The following is a 16,480-nucleotide window of genomic DNA, read 5'->3' as shown; positions in this document are numbered from 1 at the left end:
CATTCGCTGCCTTACCGAAATGAATAAGATATCGGTAAGGTGTTTTTTTGTCATCTACATTGTAATGCGATGTACATCGTGTTATGATGCGAAAGAGGTGAAGCATTATGGATCAGGAAATGATGAAAGGCAGTATCGATTTAATTTTGCTGTCGTTGATTGCACAGCGGGATTTATACGGCTATGAAATCGTCAAGGTTTTAAAAGAATTAAGTAATGATACGTACGAAATGAGTGAAGGAACTTTATATGCTGCTTTAAAGCGTTTGGAGAAAAAGGGTTGGGTGGAGTCTTATTGGCAAGGAACAGAAGGAAGCAGAAGGAAATATTATCGACTGACGGATGAAGGCGGAGTTGCGTTAGGAAATAAGCAAGAAAATTGGGAGTGGATGAACGCTCTTGTCCGCAAAAGTTCAGAAGGTTTGACATGACGGAAGTATTCGAACGATTTGTAAAAGGTATTGTGAGACAGACTGATAGCAATCACGAAGAAAGTATGGATTTAAACGAAGAATTGCTTAGTCATCTGCACTGTTCCTACGAAGACTTACTCAATGAAGGTTATTCCAAAGAGGAGGCGATGAAGATGGCAATGATGAATTTCGGCGATGAAAAAGAGGTCGGAAAACAGCTTCAGCAAGCGATGTATCCGTATCGCAGGGGGATGATGCTGATTCTTGCAAGTGCTTCATTAATTTTTGCCTATAGCGTTTACTTGCTGGATTTGTTCATGAACGGTGATGCCCATTTGATCTGGCTCGTGCTGGCAGTGCTTGTTGCTACATCGATTTTAACGGTCATATTGCACCCTGTCCAATCGTTAAACCGCCGTTTGTGGATGAACGGTCTGCTGATTAGTCATATCTTTATTTTCTCTTATGGCAGCTTAATGTCAGCTTACTTGGATCGCCCTTATTCCACAATTTCAGGTTTCTTTTCCTATGCCCTTGTATTGCTGGCGATTATACTAGTGTATCGCACGACGATCTATGACTTTCCATCTTCTAAACAGCTATTGCAGAAAGATGCGAAATGGATCCATTTTATTAATATTACGATGGGCATTGTACTGATTTTTATCACGTTATTTTTGCTGTGGGCATTTTTGTTGTTTTCAGAGGGGTTGCAAGCTTCATTATTATTGCTCTTGCTGCCGATCGGTCTGTGGATGCTATTGTATGCGGTTCAAATGCGCTTACTGGCTGCTCAACGTAAAAAAATAGCCTACACTATTGCAATCACGCAGCTTTTATTGATTGGCGTTACTCTAGTAATCTGGGTGTATGGAATATAGAAGGAGGGATACAAGATGAAAAAGTCACTAGTTTTCTTACTAGGTTCCATTGCGTTCCTGACAGCTCTATTCATTGTGCTCGGATTTGTATTCGACAAGGATGAGAATCAAAAACAAAATGGTCTGACAGAAGTTTACGGTGTGTCATCAGATGGTGAAATCGCGTATGTCGTCTATGAAAAAGGGCAAGCGAATTTATATATAACACTTCAGGAACAACCACTTATACAGTTACCAGTTGAAAAAGAGATTATAGATTTAACGTTTTCTGAGGATGGGAAGCGGCTGGCTTTTGCGATTACTAATAAAGATCGGGAACAAGATGCCGAGACAGATATTCATGTCGTTCAGTTGGAGTCATTGGAAGATGAGCAGATACTCTCTGTAGATTCACTTATTACAGAAGTAGCGTTTGATCCGAAAAATCCAGAGTTGTTGTTTTATTTGCAAGCTGCAACATTTACGAACTATTCACCGGTCGCTTCGAAGCATCCGCATGACTTTGACGTGCATAGTTATCATTTGAAAGAGCAAACACATACACAATATACCGATATGAAAAAATATAATATGGCATCCTTGCAAGTTTCTTCTGAGAATGAATCGGTATTTGTACAAATGGACGATGATGAAAATATTGAGTCAGCAGATGACGTTTTTTCATCCAGCCAGCGTATCTACGAGATTCCACTAGACGATCCGGATGGAAAGTCGATAATCAGCAGTCCGATCCAAGAGGAAGATATTTATGATTTCACCTTACTGCCCGAACGTCAAGAAATTATTTATCAGGCAGTGGCAGGGACTGGAAAGAACGGCATTTTTGAATATGAATTATTTGTTTTCAATTGGAAAACATATCAAACAGAGCAGCTGACTGCGTTGAAAGAACATGCTTCAAAGCCGGTACTGGGTCCCGATGCAAAAATCTATTTTATGGTAGACCGAAATTTTGCTGGACGGTCACCAGATTATCATCTATATAGGATGAATATGGATGGCAGGAACGTAGAAAAAGTACCATTAGAATCTGTTGGTAAATGATTTTCATAAACACCCTCTGTCCTTTCATAAACTGTAAAGACTATTTATTTTTATTCAGCAAAAGACTCCTGATGAATAAAAATAAAGCCTCCGGCGGATGTCACAGATTTTGAAAGGAGTCAATTGTGCCAAAACAATTCAAAATCTAGACCCAATCACGCCGAGGCGTAATTGATGGGGGTGTTTTGTTGTCGAAGGATTACCAAGAAGAAGCATTGTTTGAATTGCATTTTTGGTTGCAAATACTAGGGGACCATGCACGGTTCATTCATGACTCTCTCGCACCAGGCGAAGCTGAACGTATTCAACAAGCGAATACATTCATCCAGTTATTTGACCAATTGCTTACCGAATCGAAACGGCCAATGGACAATCCGGCTCTGCAATCATTACTGCAAACTTCAAAAACCGCCAGCGAACAAATACGCCTTTTCAAATTGCAGCTTGTGGCAGCGCAATTAGTGGGTGAAATCAAAATCACCTTAACTCCTTCATTCATCAATCATATGGTCAATGAAGTAGAGGAAGCCATCCGTCTCTTTGAATACTTGGCTCAAGGGGAGTTACCGCCGCCTGTTCATCCGCTTCACCATGACTTATTGTGGCTGCTGGATGCCGCTGGTCATGCAGGAGCTATTGATGCAAATTTGGATCGAGTCGAGAAGTCGTTGAAAGAGAAAGGACAGAAATTCACGCAGGAATGGGAAGCTTTCTATTTAAAGGCAGTGGAGATGGCTGGCTTTCTGAGAACAAATGTCACTCAATTTCCTGCATTGGCCAAATTTCATCAGGATATCAATTTAGAGATGACGATTTTTAAGTCATTTTTACGTGAGCTGGAAGAATGGGAAATGAACAAGGAAATCCTTGGATCGTTTACGGCTCTGATGGCGGATCATATGGCAAGAGAAGAGTGTTATTACTTGATAAAACTCTCTGAAACCACGGATATTGCGAAACCTTCATGTGATCCGAGTAAGCCAAGAACCAACTAAACTATTCTTCAAACAAAATAGACAGCATGGGAGAGATCCTATGTTGTCTATTTTTTGACGACCAAGAGCTTGGTTTTGATTTTCGAGAGTAAGGGTAAAGAAGTTAACAGTATAGTTTGCTTGAAGGAGGTTAAACCATTGATCCAGACATCAGATGCTTTATTGACAAAAGAGGACTTTACGGAACGGAGTGATTTGCCGGATTGGTTGCTGAGAGAGTATCAGACATTTCACCAAACGGTTACGGATCGGACGTTTCCTTGTTATTTTGGAATGAATGGTGAGAAGAAGGGCGAATTGCGATACGGTTATATTACACAAGATGACTGGTCGAACTTGCCGAAAACTATGGAATTATTTTTGGAGTTATTCGAGAATCCGAAGCATAAGCGTCATGGACTCTTTGTTTTCGTGGAGCCATTTCCGAATGAAGGTACGCTAGAAGAATACCGTCAGCAATTTTGGGATATTCTGCAATATTTACATACAGCCGATGAAAAAGAATGGCCGCAAGATGCACCACGTGATCCAGATCATCATTTATGGGATTTTCATTTTCATGGCGAGCCGATTTTTGCCTTCGGCAATGCACCTGCCTATAAGCAAAGAAAAACGCGAGACTTAGGCAATTCTATGGTAATCGGCTTTCAACCACGAAAGATTTTTAAGGGGCTTGAAGGAACTGAAAAAGGCGGCATCAACTCACGCGAAAAAGTAAGAGAGCGTGTAGAACTATGGGACAAGTTGCCGAAACATCCAGATATCAGCCATTTCGGTGATCCGACACATAATGAATGGAAACAATTCTTCATCGGGGATGACTGCGAACCGATAAGAGGGAAATGTCCTTTTAGCCATAAAGAAATGTAAGAAAAAGCGATACCTCAAAAGGTATCGCTTAAAATCATTGGAAATACATATCTAATGCTTGTTGTAAGGTACCCCATGTCTTGGTTTGCGAATCGAAAACAACTCCTAACGCTACAATGTTACGGACTACGTCAGGCTTGAGACCAGTAATGACGACATTGCATCCCATCATTTTAGCCCCTTCAATCATTTTCAAGAATTGATCCACCACTTCTGTTTTCATGTCTCCAATCCCTGACAGATCAATGATTAAGGTATGGATATGTTGCTTCGATATCTTCGTCAATACTTGTTCTTCCATCACTTTCGCACGAAAATAATCAATAGTACCGATTAGCGGTAAAATACTGACAGTTGAGTTGATTGGAATAATGGGTACGGATAAATTTTCTACGAGCTTACGCTGCTCACGCAAAAGCATGTCTTTGTAAGTTGAGTAATTAATGAAAAATTCATTGAGAAATCGATCGACTTGATTATTTACATTTTTCTCCAATTCGAATAGATCGTAGTTCGTAATATTATATTGTTCAATCATTCTCTGAATGTTGATCCACAATGTTCGGCGAATTGCCTGAACCCATTCCAGTTTTAGGTCAACAGTCAATGAGTGGGTAGCCCATGCAATCCCTTCTTTTTTTGCGAATAAGCTTAATTTCTCTTCTTCTTGCCAAATCACAAAATGTACAAGTTTAAATGCATTATTAATTAGGTCAATATTGCCGATTTGCAAGATCTCTTTTACTCGATCCTTCACATTGACAGCCTGTTTCAATAATTCCTGTTGAAACTCTTCTTTATGTTCATCTAAAAATAGTTCTGCTAATTTTTTGTCAAATGGACTATTGGTCATTAAGTTCACCTCAAAAGAAACTTTAGGTACGTGAATGCGTTATCCTGTTAAAACCTGTTTTTTAGAGAGTTAAAGAAGAGAAGTAGAAAGAGTCAATGCTTGGATTACTTCTTTAACACTCCCGGCACTGCAACGATGAACATTTATCCCAGCCCAAAGCGACATGTATTCTGGCTTCTTTTCTTTTAATGCAGCACTTCTAATAGGTTTTGTTAAATCATTTTGATATGGATAGGGGGCGATCGGTTTTCCTTCCATCTGTTCAATAAATGTATTGCGAATTCCGCGAGCCGTCTTTCCGGAGAAGGCTTTGGTGAAAACGGTACAATTCTCAGTGGTGTTAAGAACCGCTTTCTTATAATGAGTATTCGCACCGCTTTCTTCCGTCGCAAGTAGAGCAGTGCCAACTTGCACAGCTTCTGCTCCATTCGAAAGTAAATGGTGGATGTGAGCTTGCATAGAAATACCACCTGCCGCGATTAGTGGAATTTGAACAGTACTCACAGTATCTGTGAGAAGTTTAGCTAATGGCAGCATGTCTCCTTCACCGTTAAATGCTCCCCGGTGGCCACCTGCTTCACTACCTTGAAGCACTACAGCGTCCATTCCCGCATGCTCAGCCAGTCGAGCTTCTTGCACAGTTGTCGCTGTGCCAATTAAAAATATGTCATGCTCTTTCAGTTTTGTAACGATGTTTTTTTCAGGCAGACCGAATGTAAAGGAGCAAACAGGAACTTTTTCGTCTACAAGCACTTGAATTTGCCCATCAAACTCACTGGATGAAAATGACGGCTGCCATTCTGAAAGGCCGAGTTGTTGTCTGATAGGTTTTAACGAGTGGTAAGCTTTTTCGATTTGTTCCTCATTCACGATGTTCATTTCGGGCACAAATAAATTCACTTGAAAGGGCCGATCTGTTAGTTGCTTCACTTCTCGAATAAACTGGCGTGTGTCCTCCGCAGTAAGATATCCCGCCCCGATTGATCCTAATGCCCCCGCCTCTGAACAAGCAGCGACAAATTCTGGCGTCGTTACTCCTGCCATGGGTGCTTGAATGATGGGATGCTCCATAAAACGTGTGAATAGATGTTGCAAAGGATATCTCCTCCTGAAATATTCGTAATCTTCATGCTACTAATAAGTTTACCAAATATGAAGGGAAGAAGACAATTGGGAAATGTGAATTTGTTGATATATTAAAGAAATCTCTAGTTAGTAATTTGATGCTTTCATTTCAGCTTCGAAAATTTCCTTCAAGCGCTCCGATGCTGTTGTCCCATAATTGATATACCCGGTTTCTGGCCAATAGAGGGAGCGGGTCATAGAACCATCTGTCAATTCAATGCCGAAGAAAACGCGTTTCCCTTCGGTTGTTCGACCAGCTTCCTCGTATGGAAGTAACAGCAATTCATCAATGAATTCCTTCGTATGCACCTCTGAAAACTCTCCAATGAATGATAAATCTTCTTCACTTTGCAAAATTACTCGATTTACTTTTCCTTCTATATCTAAGAAATCTTCAACTTTTTCAGCTTTTCCAGCTTCTGAAACTTCATATATTTTATCGTTCGCCAGAATACGAAAAGCGGGATCATAGCCTTTTATTTCATACAGTTTGGTTCCTTTCGGTAAGTATGCAGCATCTCCATTTTTTGACGTATGGTTCGCGCCCGCATGACCATCCAACGTATATGTGACTTCTCCTAGTACTCTTTCCGTTTTCCATACCTTATCCATCTCGTTCGTTTCATAATTCGCGGTATAAGTCGTGTCGTTCCAATTCACAAAATCTACCCAGTCAATGACAGATGATTGAGATGAAGGCAACATTTGAGCAGGCTTGCCAGAACAGCTCGCTAGTAATAAAACTCCTATAAGGAATAACCCTTTCTTCATTTCGCAACACTCCTTTGAAACGTAGACGGAGAATTTTATATGAAGTTACACAGATTTTCCATTGAATTACCGAGTTATGGGTATAGTAGCTAATAACAGTATGCAGCAGAAAAGAGGAGATCCTTCATGAAAGTAAGCTGGAATATTTTTAAAATGGATCTGAAAAATATAAGTAAAAACTGGGTAGCAGCTATTCTAATCGGCGGCTTGGTATTTCTGCCGTCATTATATGCCTGGTTGAATATCTACGCGGCATGGGATCCATATGCGCGCACCGATCAATTGCCGGTTGCAGTTGTAAATGAAGACAAAGGCGCTTTAGTGCGTGATGAGCAAATTGATGTTGGGGATGAATTGATCAAGACCTTGCAAGACAACAAAGACATGGATTGGACATTTGCGACTAAAAAGGAAGCGATGGACGGAGTAGAATATGGTGACTATTTTGCCGCTATTTTTATTCCGGAAGATTTTTCAAGCAAACTGGGAACAGTCATTTCCGGAAAGCCACAAAAAGCAGAAATCGAATATTATGTTAATGAAAAATTGAATTCTATTGCACCGAAGATTACGGAAAAAGGTGCTTCCGTCATTGTTGAAAAGGTGAGCAGTCGGTTTATCTCCACTGTAAACGGCGTTGTGCTTGAGATGTTCAATGATCTCGGTATCGAAATCGAAAAAGATTTACCGGATATTAAGAAATTCGAAGCCTATGTTTTCGATATCCAAAAGCAATTACCGAGTATTCATCAAACATTGGAAGGAATTGTTGGGGACGCAAATTCAGCACAAAAGATTATTAAAAAAGCACAAAAGATGATGCCTGAAGTACAGCAAACAACTTCTGAAGGCTTGCAGACTATCAATGACACGATCAGTCAGCTGACGGTAGCCCAAAAACGTTTGGAGTCGGCTTCGCCTCGTATCAAAGCCGATCTTGAAAAAGTATCTACCATAACAAAAGAGACAAATGCGTTTCTGAAGAAGGTCCAGCAGACCGAGCTTGACTTTACGGAGTGGAACCGAGTGAAGAAGGAACTGGATGAACGTGTTACAGGCAGTATAGGGAAGCTGGAAGGACTAGAGCAGGATCTCACAAATGTGAAAGAATTGGTTGAACAGTTAAACCAAGCAGACAGCGGAGAGCTGGAATCCTCATCTTCATCTCAACCGATTGACGCCGCGCTTGAGAAGGCAGGCAATCTAAAAGATCAAATTCAAGAACTTCAAAATAACGCCCGCACGATTGATGTGTTAGTACAAGGCGAGGAAGAGCGAATGAAAAACAGCATAAATGACTTACAGCAAATTGCCGAAAATACATCGATCCAAGCAGATTCCTTCCTGGAGGAATATGTAAATACGATTGAGCCGTTTGTACGTGAGGAAATTACCCAAGCATTGAAAACATTAAGGAATGCGAAGGGCCAGCTTCTAGAAGTGCAAAAAACGATACCAGAAGTTGAAAGGATATTAGTTAGTACAGACGGGGATTTGAATGAAGGAAAACAGCAAGTACAAAAAGCGTTGAATGAATATCCATATGTCTACGACAAAGTGAACCAATTGGCTAATCGTATTGAAAGCATACAGGCGGAAACGGATATTAATGAAATCATTGAGTTGCTGCAAAATGATCCGCAGGCAGAGAGAAGTTTTTTTGAAGAGCCGATAATACTGAATGAAAATAAGTTATTCCCCATTAAAAACTATGGGACAGGAATGACTCCATTTTATACGGTGCTTTCAATATGGGTAGGTTGTCTTTTACTTATTTCATTACTATCTACGGATATTCACCGGGAAGGACAATTTACATCGAGACAAATTTATGTAGGGCGTTTGTTTACATTCGGGCTCATCGGACTATTGCAGACGCTGATCGTAACCATTGGCGATATTCTTCTGCTCGGAGTGACGGTTAAAGAACCGTTACTGTTCATCTTATTCGGCATGTTGATTAGCATGGTGTTCATGTCTATTGTCTATACGCTGGTGTCGGTGTTTGGCGATGTAGGGAAAGCGCTCGCTATCGTAATGTTAGTATTGCAAATTGCAGGATCAGGCGGTACGTATCCTGTCATGCTTTTACCGGAATTCTTCCAGTGGATCAATCCAATCTTGCCGTTTACTCATGCGATCGATTTGATGAGGGAGGCAGTAGGAGGAATTGTCTGGGCTCGTGCGACGAAAGATCTTATCATTTTAGTGAGTATAGGAATTTTCATGATTACGTTCGGTGTTTTATTCAAGAAAAAAGTAAATAAAGCGACGAATCGGCTGCTGGCGAAATCGCGGGAAACCGATCTATTTCATTGAATTTCAGATGTAACTGAAGGAGTTTCAATGGAAATCAACAGGGAAAGATAAGTAAAAGAGTAAAGTGAGGGATCAGTATGAAGCGAACCGAAAGTTTAGATGAATTCTTGACATTTGCAAACGCTGCTGAACAACAAGGGGAGACTGGTAATGTATGGGTGCAGCAGGCGAATTATGCGGCAGAAGAACCGATCATGTCGGATGAGGATGTAGCTGGAAGAGAGCCTTTGCAACGGTTGCGTGTTTTATTGGAAGCAGGGGAACAACCAATATATTTTGAATCTCTTTTTTATTCCGCTGCCGAACTAGAGGAATTGACAAGTGAATTACAACCTGTTTTTGAACAGTTTTCGAAGGAAGTCCTTGATGCTAAAAGGATGAATGAAAAAGTGCAGGCATTGAACGAGTAGGAAGCAGGCTAATAAAACAGCATGAGGAAGCCCCGCCACTGAATGGTCAGTGAAGGGGCTTCCTCTTTCTTGTTTTTATTCCAAATACTGAAGTATTTCTTCGATTGCCAGTTCACCTGCAGTTTCCCATCGACTTTTATCGCGAATTTGTGCATCGCGGTCAAGTGGCTCTTGGAACTGATTGAATGAACCGCTCACTAATGAACTGCTGTCTCGATCAAGCCCAGTATTGACGACATGCTTGATGACATACGGTTTTTTGAATTTGATTGATGTGTGATAATCATCCAATTCGCCTTCATCCACCTCGAATGGAACGCGCAAGTAAATGGTCTCCCCGCCCTCTTTATGAAGGATTGAATCAAAACATCCTTTATGATAATCCCAACCACCGCCGAAATGATAGCCGTGCTTGCACACTTGATCGCGAAGGACTCCGAAATTGGCGAGTTTACCTTCAATCATTGTTTCCAATTCCAGCATTTAATCACTCCTTTTTATTAGAATTCCTATGTACCGTGGTTTTTATACATTTTGAAAAATATGCATTCAAATGTTTCTTAATTTGTCAAGGGGGTAAAACAAGATTACGACAGGTTATTAAAACTTAGGAGGAGATTTACATGAATAACAAACGATATATAGGAATGTATTTTAACGAAACAGAATTGATGAATCGTGTTCAGGAACTGAAAAATGAAGGATGGCCTGAGGAGAATATTTATGTCGTAGTGAAAAATGATGATCAGCTGACTATGTTGAGAAGTCGTACAGACGCAGAAGTCAAGTCGGCGGATGGCTCTTGGTGGGACCGTTTTATGGGCTTCATTTCTGGAGAAGACCATGTACACCGAATGGTCGATAATTTGGACTTCGGCCCAGGAGAAACGGAACGCTATTATCAAGAAATTGACCAAGGCGGCATGTTGCTCTATGTCGACAAAGGAGAAGCAAACCGTCAATACTTGGATAACACGCACATCTATGGACTAAATCGAAAGAGTACTGATATTAACTTAGGTGCAAATGGACTGAGCGTAACAGATCAAGAATTGAACGGTGGAGATCCAGCTTATCGTCTGAATAAAACCTTGCCGGATCAAAACCTGAATCACGACGATGAACTGGGACGCGTTGGCGCGGAAGCAGTCTTGGACAGACCTACCGATCAAACTGCCTACACAAAAGGAATAAACACATTATCGGATAACGCTACAGAAGAACGGATGCGTCTGCATGAAGAACGTTTGCAGGTGGACAAGCATCGGGCGAAGCGCGGAGAAGTTCACCTCGAGAAGGAAGTAGTGGAAGAACAAAGATCTGTAGATGTAAATGTGGCTCATGATGAAATTACGATTGAGCGAAGACCGGTAGTAGATACTGAATTGAACGCAGACAGTCGATTCAGCGAAGACGGAACTTTATTTAAAGAAGATGAAGAGACAATTCGGATTCCAGTCACAGAAGAACACGTGGAAGTTACCAAGAAACCAGTTGTCACGGAGGAAATCATCTTGAAGAAACATCAGGTTGAGGAACCTGAAACCATCCATGAATCTGTGAAACGCGAAGAAGTGCGCCTTGATAAAGAAGGCGATGTAGAAGTCCAAGGAGACCCTCTGGATAAAGATCGTTTCTAATTAGCTCGTGCGATATTGCAAACATCTTGTTATTCTCTCTCCGAGTAGGGTAAAATAAAGATAAATAGCCGAGAAGGAGAGAGTGTATGCTGAAGCATCCAGGTATTGCCGCTGTGCTAAGTTTCTTCTGGACTGGCGTCGGTCAGATTTATAATGGGCAGATAATAAAAGGTATATTGCTCATTATCTTGCAAAGTATAAATGCATTGCTAATGTTTGTGCTCATTGGATTTATCACGTATCCAATTGTGTGGATATGGGGCATGTATGATGCTTATAAGACCGCAGAGCGCATGAACAGGTCATACTGAATTTAAAAAAGGCTTTCCTGAAAGTGAAATATCTTTCAGTGATAGCCTTTTTTTAGGTGTTTAGCCAAGCGAAGCAAAGAGGTGCACGAAATTCTCCATCACCGCACTAAAACCGCCATCCTTCCTGCATAAACAAAAGCCGCTTGAAAAGTCACGTGAAAAACGACCTTTCAAACAGCTCTAATTACGACTCTCATTTATTCAATTTCCAAGTAGAATAATTTAAAGTTAAAGCGAACATCACCCACCCGATATAAGGAATCATCAGCGCACCAGCCGTTCGATCGGTTTTATTGAATTCATAGGCTGTCATAGCAATTGCTCCTAATAAAATAGTCATTTCAACTAACGCAGTACCACGCAAATTCCATTTGAAATAAAGAAACGACCAAAGGAAATTGAGTCCTAGTTGTACATCATAGAGCGGGGTGGCAGAGTCTTTCTTCTGCAGCATTTCTTGTTTCTGCTCTACCCGGTAATTAGCCACTCCCATCACTGTATAAAGCGCGGTCCATGCGATTGGAAATACAGGACCCGGTGGAGAAAAAGATGGTTTATCCAATTGAGCATATTGTTCTTGTGTGTTTCGATTGGCCAGCCAGCCGATGACCGACCCACCAACGACAGGAATAAGGATATTCTTGGTCAACCTCTTCCAATTCGACTTTCCATTGACACTAAGCAGTTCCAAGGTAAAACCTCCTTTTATAAAAGTTTTCCCTTTCCGTCCCGGAATAAACTGTCACGGCTTACTTTTCTTGTTTTTGTACATCACTTCACCTGCCACGACCGTCATACGGACAGAAATTTCAGGTATGTGATCTGTTTCAACTGAAAATATATCCTCCTCCAAAATTGTGAAATCTGCATCGAAACCTACCGCTAACAGGCCGCGTGAATTCGCTTTTCCAATCGTAGCGGCGGCTCCTGAAGTGAAGAGCTGAATGGCTTCATAACGGCTGATTTTTTGATTTGGCAGATAGCCTTCATGTTGCTCGAAAGGCTTGCGCCGAGCAATTGCCGCGTGAATACTGAGCAATGGATTGGGGTCTTCGATCGGAGCATCAGACCCCCCACCACAAATGAAACCTTTGTCAAGAAGACGTTTCCAAGCATAGGACCATTCCAATCGATCAGTACCGAGACGATTCTGTACCCAAGGGAAGTCAGAGGGAACAAATGCAGGCTGGATATCCAAAACGATTGGTAGTTTAGCCATGCGTTCCACTAAGTTCTCACGCAGCATTAAGACGTGTATAAAGCGATCTCGTTTCCCTATCGGTGCAGGATATTTTTCGATGACATCCAATGCTTTTTCAACTGCTAGATCACCGATCATATGGATTGCAACAGCTTCATCATACTTGCGTGCGAGTTTAACACATTCTTCTAATTCCTCATCTGTCAAGACGGCAGTTCCGACGTTATCCGGTTCATCTGTATAAGGGGTGCTAAGTAAAGCGGTACTGCCTCCAAAGGCGCCATCAATAAAAAATTTCATCTCACCTGGTTCGACCCATGGTTCTTTGTATGTAGCTTGATTGTCCATCATTTGTGGAAACACACTGAAATGACGTAGCAAATATGTTCGAAATTTCCGTTCCTCACCTAAGACATTTTTGAATGCGTTCAACGGAGTTTTATAATCGCCGTAGTATCCTAAGTCATCTGTCACAACACCTGTTAATCCAACAGAAAACAGATGGTCTACAGATGTTTGCAAAGCTTTTGTTACATAGGTTTCAGAAGGTTCAGGCAGTAGTTGTAAAACATATTGCATGGCGCCCTCTTTCAATAGTCCAGTAGGCTCCCCGTTATCATCACGCACGATGACGCCGTCTACCGGGTCAGGTGTGTCTTTTGTGATGCCTGCAAGTTCCAAGGCTTTCGTGTTGACGACCGCAGCATGCCAGCATGTCCTTTTTAAGAGCATAGGTGAACTCGTCACGCGATCTAGTTCGTGGCGTGTAAAGATCTTTTTGTCGGTGAAATTATTTTCATCCCATCCTTCTCCTATGAACCACTCATCTTCAGGAAGATCAGGGTATGCACGCAGCAGCATGTCCATCATTTCATCCGATGAATCGGCACGGGAAAGGTCCAATCTAAGCAATTTTTCTCCCTGACCGATTATGTGCATATGATTATCAATAAAGCCTGGATACACGACCGCACCTTGTAAATCAACGGATTTCTCCGCTTGATCCTCTAACTCATCGTAATAGCCGATCGCTGTAATTTTTCCGTTTTCCGTTAGTAAAGCCTCTATTGTTTGTCCTTCAGTTTGCATTGTATAAAAAAGCGCGTTATGCCAAATCGTCTTCATTCCGTTCCCTCCTCGTAGCCTCTATAGTAAACCGTTGGCCGCGAATGAACAATAGAACTGTTCAAGAGCTTGAGGTGGATTAACTAACTTATTGTGTAAGCAACTTTTCTGCATGTCTTTCATATATTGAAGTGGAAAGGGGTGGATAAGTTGATAGACACTAAATCGATCCTGATCGATGGAAAGTCATTTCAAGCCGTGACGGTCAGACTGCCGAAGACGACGTTGCTGACAGTTTCGAATGACAGAGGATATATTATGTGCGGTGCGTTAGACGTCGGATTGCTGAACAGTGTACTTGCCGACCGAAAGATTATTGCAGGACGTGCGGTCGGGGTGAAAACGATTGAACAGCTGTTGGCGGCACCACTGGAATCCGTGACATTGGAAGCTGAAACATTAGGCATTAAAGCAGGAATGAAGGGGACGGAAGCTCTTTTAAAAATGACATAATGAAAGGGCACACTAATTCCATCATGAATTGGTGTGCCCTTTTTTTATATAATTAACGTTTTAATGAATGCAATTCACGAATTCTCATAAGTTTTAATAACACCGCGTAAATTTATGCGATGTTGTTAAAATCCGTGCGTATAGAGGGGGGCATACAAATGATTGTACCAAGAACGGTACAGATATGTTTAACAAAAAATGTATTCAAAATGGATTGGATAAATTACTATAAAAGAAGAACAAGATTACGTAAAGTTTAAAGGGGAGTATAATAAAGTTATGAAAAAGAAAATACTATTCATTAGCATAGCCATTTTATTAGTTTTTCTTTTACTATATTGTACATATAAATTGATGAATTCTAGAACATTTCAATTATTTGGCGGATTAACAAGTAATGTAGAAACAAATCAGAAGGTAGTTGCTTTAACTTTTGATGATGGCCCAACTAAAAATGTTGATAGTATTCTAGCAGTGTTAAATCAGTACAATATTAAAGCAACATTTTTTCTTATTGGGAATGAAATTGAAATGAACCTAACAGAAGCTGAAAAAATTGTAAAAGCAGGACATCAGGTTGGAAATCATACCTATTCTCACCGACGGATGATTTTCAAATCTCCTTCCTTTATCAAAGAAGAAATTGAAGAAACTGATATTTTGATTAGAAGGATCGGTTATGAAGATGAGATAGACTTCCGGCCTCCAAATGGCAAGAAATTATTATTCTTACCTTATTATTTAAATAAGCAAAAGAGAGACACTATAACTTGGAATATTGAACCAGATAGTGCTGTTGATAAAATGGATTACGTGAAGCGAAATATAAAGAATGGTTCGATTATTCTACTGCATCCTATGTACGATGAGTCTGGGGAACAGCTCAAATTAATCGAAGATATAATTAAGTTATTGTTAGATGAAGATTATGAGTTTGTTACGGTGAATGATCTTCAAAAATTAAAAGATGAATAATATATATAGTTAACTAACGTAGAGACTAAATTCAATTAGGTTGGTAAAATAGTATAAAAAAACGCTCAGAAAAAGATCTGAGCGTTTTTACTTACTGTTTATTTTGCTAATTCACTCTTGAAATACTTCCTAGCGTAGGTTGTTATTTACACTATTTCAGCATTTTTTACCCCAACAAAACTGTTAGGAGATCATCTCGTGTTCATTCTTTTTCATATTTTTCTTCGCTGGAAGAGCGGTCTTTTGTTCTTCGTTGATGACGCTCTTCTTCTGCTTCCATTCGCACATCTTCTAATGGAATGGAATCCACGGTTTGCATATCCTCATGCATATCGTAAATACTTTCTTTGTCAGTCTTCAGATTTTCAGGGTTGTCCATATAAGGCCCTTTCGCATCGGGGCGATCTTTTTCCGTAAACACTTTTTTCTTTTCATTCATTAGCCATCAACTCCTTTATAGTCTTCTTCGATCATCAGCTAAGCAAATTGCCGAGTAGACCTTTTTTTCGTTCGTGCGGTTGGCTGTTTGTATGTGAGCGATCACCACGCAACGGTGTGTCATTGAACTCATTAAACTGACGTGAGAGTTTATCACGTGAATCTTTGTTTCGCATCAAGTAAGCTGCACCCAAACCGAGCGCTGTTATAGCCATTCTTTTTTTCATAGTAAATTCCTCCTCATAGTAGTTGCTTATTCTCTGTTTTCCCGAATTCAATCGGAATAAACAATACAGTTTGATGACAAACAAAAGAAAGAGGGCAATCGTCTGTCGAGCTTACCGACTTCCGACTGTCCTCTTCCATTCAAGCTTTATGCGGAAAATTTGATTGTTGCGACTATCTATACTGACGAAATTGTGTACACTCGCCGTATGCGTCTTACGCTGCTCAAACAAACTAAGAGCAGGTCTTTTACTTGCACTTACACAAAAAACTTCTTTTCGCACTACTTGGTAAACCTGTCTTTCTACGGAACCTTCAAAAACAGATTCCCAAACGAGAGTACCTTTTGCCAGTAAAGAAAATTTTCCGCCAAGGCTGTGCAGCTCTTCCAGAGTCAAAGGATCTACTTACTACTTCACACCTTTTCTTCT

General features: G+C 40.7%; 19 protein-coding genes. 11 read left to right on the top strand and 8 right to left on the bottom strand.

Translation table 11 applies throughout. The features are described from left to right. Nucleotides 1–107: 107 nt before the first annotated feature. The 5 genes from B5D59_RS14545 (at nt 108) to B5D59_RS14525 (ending at nt 4,203) form a co-directional block, all read left to right on the top strand. The gene (locus B5D59_RS14545; RefSeq protein WP_078818445.1) at nt 108–431 is read left to right on the top strand and encodes a PadR family transcriptional regulator; all 324 of its coding nucleotides are present in this window, start codon (nt 108–110) and stop codon (nt 429–431) included. After that, nucleotides 428–1,294: a permease prefix domain 1-containing protein gene (locus tag B5D59_RS14540; protein WP_078818444.1), complete on the top strand. Its 867-nt coding sequence runs from the start codon at nt 428–430 to the stop codon at nt 1,292–1,294. The genes B5D59_RS14545 and B5D59_RS14540 overlap by 4 nt, the downstream gene beginning before the upstream one ends. A 15-nt stretch (nt 1,295–1,309) precedes the next feature. Further along, complete coding sequence (locus tag B5D59_RS14535; RefSeq protein WP_078818443.1) at nt 1,310–2,338, top strand: TolB-like translocation protein; 1,029 nt, start codon at nt 1,310–1,312, stop codon at nt 2,336–2,338. A gap of 188 nt (nt 2,339–2,526) precedes the next feature. Beyond that, complete coding sequence (locus B5D59_RS14530; protein WP_078818442.1) at nt 2,527–3,333, top strand: DUF2935 domain-containing protein; 807 nt, start codon at nt 2,527–2,529, stop codon at nt 3,331–3,333. A 138-nt stretch (nt 3,334–3,471) separates the two neighbouring features. Beyond that, the gene (locus B5D59_RS14525) at nt 3,472–4,203 is read left to right on the top strand and encodes a YqcI/YcgG family protein (RefSeq protein WP_078818441.1); all 732 of its coding nucleotides are present in this window, start codon (nt 3,472–3,474) and stop codon (nt 4,201–4,203) included. A gap of 34 nt (nt 4,204–4,237) precedes the next feature. On the opposite strand, the gene B5D59_RS14520 is transcribed toward B5D59_RS14525, so the two are convergent. The 3 genes from B5D59_RS14520 to B5D59_RS14510 form a co-directional block, all read right to left on the bottom strand. After that, a complete protein-coding gene (locus B5D59_RS14520) occupies nt 4,238–5,056 on the bottom strand; it encodes an STAS domain-containing protein (protein WP_078818440.1) in 819 nt (272 codons plus the stop codon). 69 nt (nt 5,057–5,125) lie between these two features. Further along, nucleotides 5,126–6,151 (bottom strand): NAD(P)H-dependent flavin oxidoreductase, encoded by a 1,026-nt coding sequence (locus B5D59_RS14515; protein WP_245799536.1) that lies wholly within the window; start codon nt 6,149–6,151, stop codon nt 5,126–5,128. A 117-nt stretch (nt 6,152–6,268) separates the two neighbouring features. Next, nucleotides 6,269–6,952 carry a hypothetical protein gene (locus B5D59_RS14510; RefSeq protein WP_078818439.1) on the bottom strand — a complete coding sequence of 228 codons (684 nt, stop codon included), beginning with the start codon at nt 6,950–6,952 and terminating at the stop codon, nt 6,269–6,271. A 126-nt stretch (nt 6,953–7,078) separates the two neighbouring features. Between B5D59_RS14510 and B5D59_RS14505 the strand changes: the two genes are divergently transcribed. After that, a complete protein-coding gene (locus tag B5D59_RS14505; protein WP_078818438.1) occupies nt 7,079–9,271 on the top strand; it encodes a YhgE/Pip domain-containing protein in 2,193 nt (730 codons plus the stop codon). 77 nt (nt 9,272–9,348) lie between these two features. Continuing rightward, nucleotides 9,349–9,681 (top strand): hypothetical protein, encoded by a 333-nt coding sequence (locus B5D59_RS14500; RefSeq protein ID WP_078818437.1) that lies wholly within the window; start codon nt 9,349–9,351, stop codon nt 9,679–9,681. Between the two features lie 75 nt (nt 9,682–9,756). On the opposite strand, the gene B5D59_RS14495 is transcribed toward B5D59_RS14500, so the two are convergent. Then, nucleotides 9,757–10,164: a YugN family protein gene (locus B5D59_RS14495; RefSeq protein WP_009498544.1), complete on the bottom strand. Its 408-nt coding sequence runs from the start codon at nt 10,162–10,164 to the stop codon at nt 9,757–9,759. Between the two features lie 140 nt (nt 10,165–10,304). Between B5D59_RS14495 and B5D59_RS14490 the strand changes: the two genes are divergently transcribed. Beyond that, nucleotides 10,305–11,321 (top strand): YsnF/AvaK domain-containing protein, encoded by a 1,017-nt coding sequence (locus B5D59_RS14490; protein WP_078818436.1) that lies wholly within the window; start codon nt 10,305–10,307, stop codon nt 11,319–11,321. A gap of 86 nt (nt 11,322–11,407) precedes the next feature. Then, a complete protein-coding gene (locus B5D59_RS14485; RefSeq protein WP_009498541.1) occupies nt 11,408–11,632 on the top strand; it encodes a hypothetical protein in 225 nt (74 codons plus the stop codon). 193 nt (nt 11,633–11,825) lie between these two features. Here the strand turns inward: B5D59_RS14485 and B5D59_RS14480 are convergent, their stop codons facing one another. Further along, on the bottom strand, nt 11,826–12,323 hold the full coding sequence (locus B5D59_RS14480) for a TspO/MBR family protein (protein ID WP_078818435.1): 498 nt from the start codon (nt 12,321–12,323) through the stop codon (nt 11,826–11,828). Between the two features lie 51 nt (nt 12,324–12,374). Beyond that, the gene (locus B5D59_RS14475) at nt 12,375–13,958 is read right to left on the bottom strand and encodes an amidohydrolase (RefSeq protein WP_078818434.1); all 1,584 of its coding nucleotides are present in this window, start codon (nt 13,956–13,958) and stop codon (nt 12,375–12,377) included. A gap of 150 nt (nt 13,959–14,108) precedes the next feature. Here B5D59_RS14475 and B5D59_RS14470 point away from each other — a divergent pair, with 150 nt between their 5' ends. Next, complete coding sequence (locus B5D59_RS14470; protein ID WP_078818433.1) at nt 14,109–14,411, top strand: YunC family protein; 303 nt, start codon at nt 14,109–14,111, stop codon at nt 14,409–14,411. A 279-nt stretch (nt 14,412–14,690) separates the two neighbouring features. Further along, nucleotides 14,691–15,386, top strand: coding sequence for a polysaccharide deacetylase family protein (locus B5D59_RS14465; protein WP_078818432.1), 696 nt, complete (start codon nt 14,691–14,693; stop codon nt 15,384–15,386). A 202-nt stretch (nt 15,387–15,588) separates the two neighbouring features. On the opposite strand, the gene B5D59_RS14460 is transcribed toward B5D59_RS14465, so the two are convergent. Both B5D59_RS14460 and B5D59_RS14455 read right to left on the bottom strand, forming a co-directional pair. Continuing rightward, the gene (locus B5D59_RS14460) at nt 15,589–15,825 is read right to left on the bottom strand and encodes a hypothetical protein (RefSeq protein WP_078818431.1); all 237 of its coding nucleotides are present in this window, start codon (nt 15,823–15,825) and stop codon (nt 15,589–15,591) included. 34 nt (nt 15,826–15,859) lie between these two features. Then, nucleotides 15,860–16,051, bottom strand: a complete 192-nt coding sequence (locus B5D59_RS14455; RefSeq protein ID WP_078818430.1) for a hypothetical protein — start codon at nt 16,049–16,051, stop codon at nt 15,860–15,862. Nucleotides 16,052–16,480: the final 429 nt, after the last annotated feature.

Source organism: Sporosarcina newyorkensis (genome assembly GCF_900167515.1).
Classification (GTDB): Bacteria; Bacillota; Bacilli; order Bacillales_A; family Planococcaceae; genus Sporosarcina; species Sporosarcina newyorkensis.
Note: the sequence above shows the minus strand (reverse complement) of the source record. Positions and strands in the feature narration are given on the sequence as shown.

Excerpts from the sequence above, each read along its gene's own strand:
- B5D59_RS14545 (WP_078818445.1), top strand. The coding sequence starts at position 108 with ATGGATCAGGAAATGATGAAAGGCAGTATCGATTTAATTTTGCTGTCG.
- B5D59_RS14540 (WP_078818444.1), top strand. The coding sequence starts at position 428 with ATGACGGAAGTATTCGAACGATTTGTAAAAGGTATTGTGAGACAGACT.
- B5D59_RS14535 (WP_078818443.1), top strand. The coding sequence starts at position 1,310 with ATGAAAAAGTCACTAGTTTTCTTACTAGGTTCCATTGCGTTCCTGACA.
- B5D59_RS14520 (WP_078818440.1), bottom strand. The coding sequence starts at position 5,056 with ATGACCAATAGTCCATTTGACAAAAAATTAGCAGAACTATTTTTAGAT.
- B5D59_RS14510 (WP_078818439.1), bottom strand. The coding sequence starts at position 6,952 with ATGAAGAAAGGGTTATTCCTTATAGGAGTTTTATTACTAGCGAGCTGT.
- B5D59_RS14505 (WP_078818438.1), top strand. The coding sequence starts at position 7,079 with ATGAAAGTAAGCTGGAATATTTTTAAAATGGATCTGAAAAATATAAGT.
- B5D59_RS14500 (WP_078818437.1), top strand. The coding sequence starts at position 9,349 with ATGAAGCGAACCGAAAGTTTAGATGAATTCTTGACATTTGCAAACGCT.
- B5D59_RS14495 (WP_009498544.1), bottom strand. The coding sequence starts at position 10,164 with ATGCTGGAATTGGAAACAATGATTGAAGGTAAACTCGCCAATTTCGGA.
- B5D59_RS14490 (WP_078818436.1), top strand. The coding sequence starts at position 10,305 with ATGAATAACAAACGATATATAGGAATGTATTTTAACGAAACAGAATTG.
- B5D59_RS14485 (WP_009498541.1), top strand. The coding sequence starts at position 11,408 with ATGCTGAAGCATCCAGGTATTGCCGCTGTGCTAAGTTTCTTCTGGACT.
- B5D59_RS14475 (WP_078818434.1), bottom strand. The coding sequence starts at position 13,958 with ATGAAGACGATTTGGCATAACGCGCTTTTTTATACAATGCAAACTGAA.
- B5D59_RS14465 (WP_078818432.1), top strand. The coding sequence starts at position 14,691 with ATGAAAAAGAAAATACTATTCATTAGCATAGCCATTTTATTAGTTTTT.
- B5D59_RS14460 (WP_078818431.1), bottom strand. The coding sequence starts at position 15,825 with ATGAATGAAAAGAAAAAAGTGTTTACGGAAAAAGATCGCCCCGATGCG.
- B5D59_RS14455 (WP_078818430.1), bottom strand. The coding sequence starts at position 16,051 with ATGAAAAAAAGAATGGCTATAACAGCGCTCGGTTTGGGTGCAGCTTAC.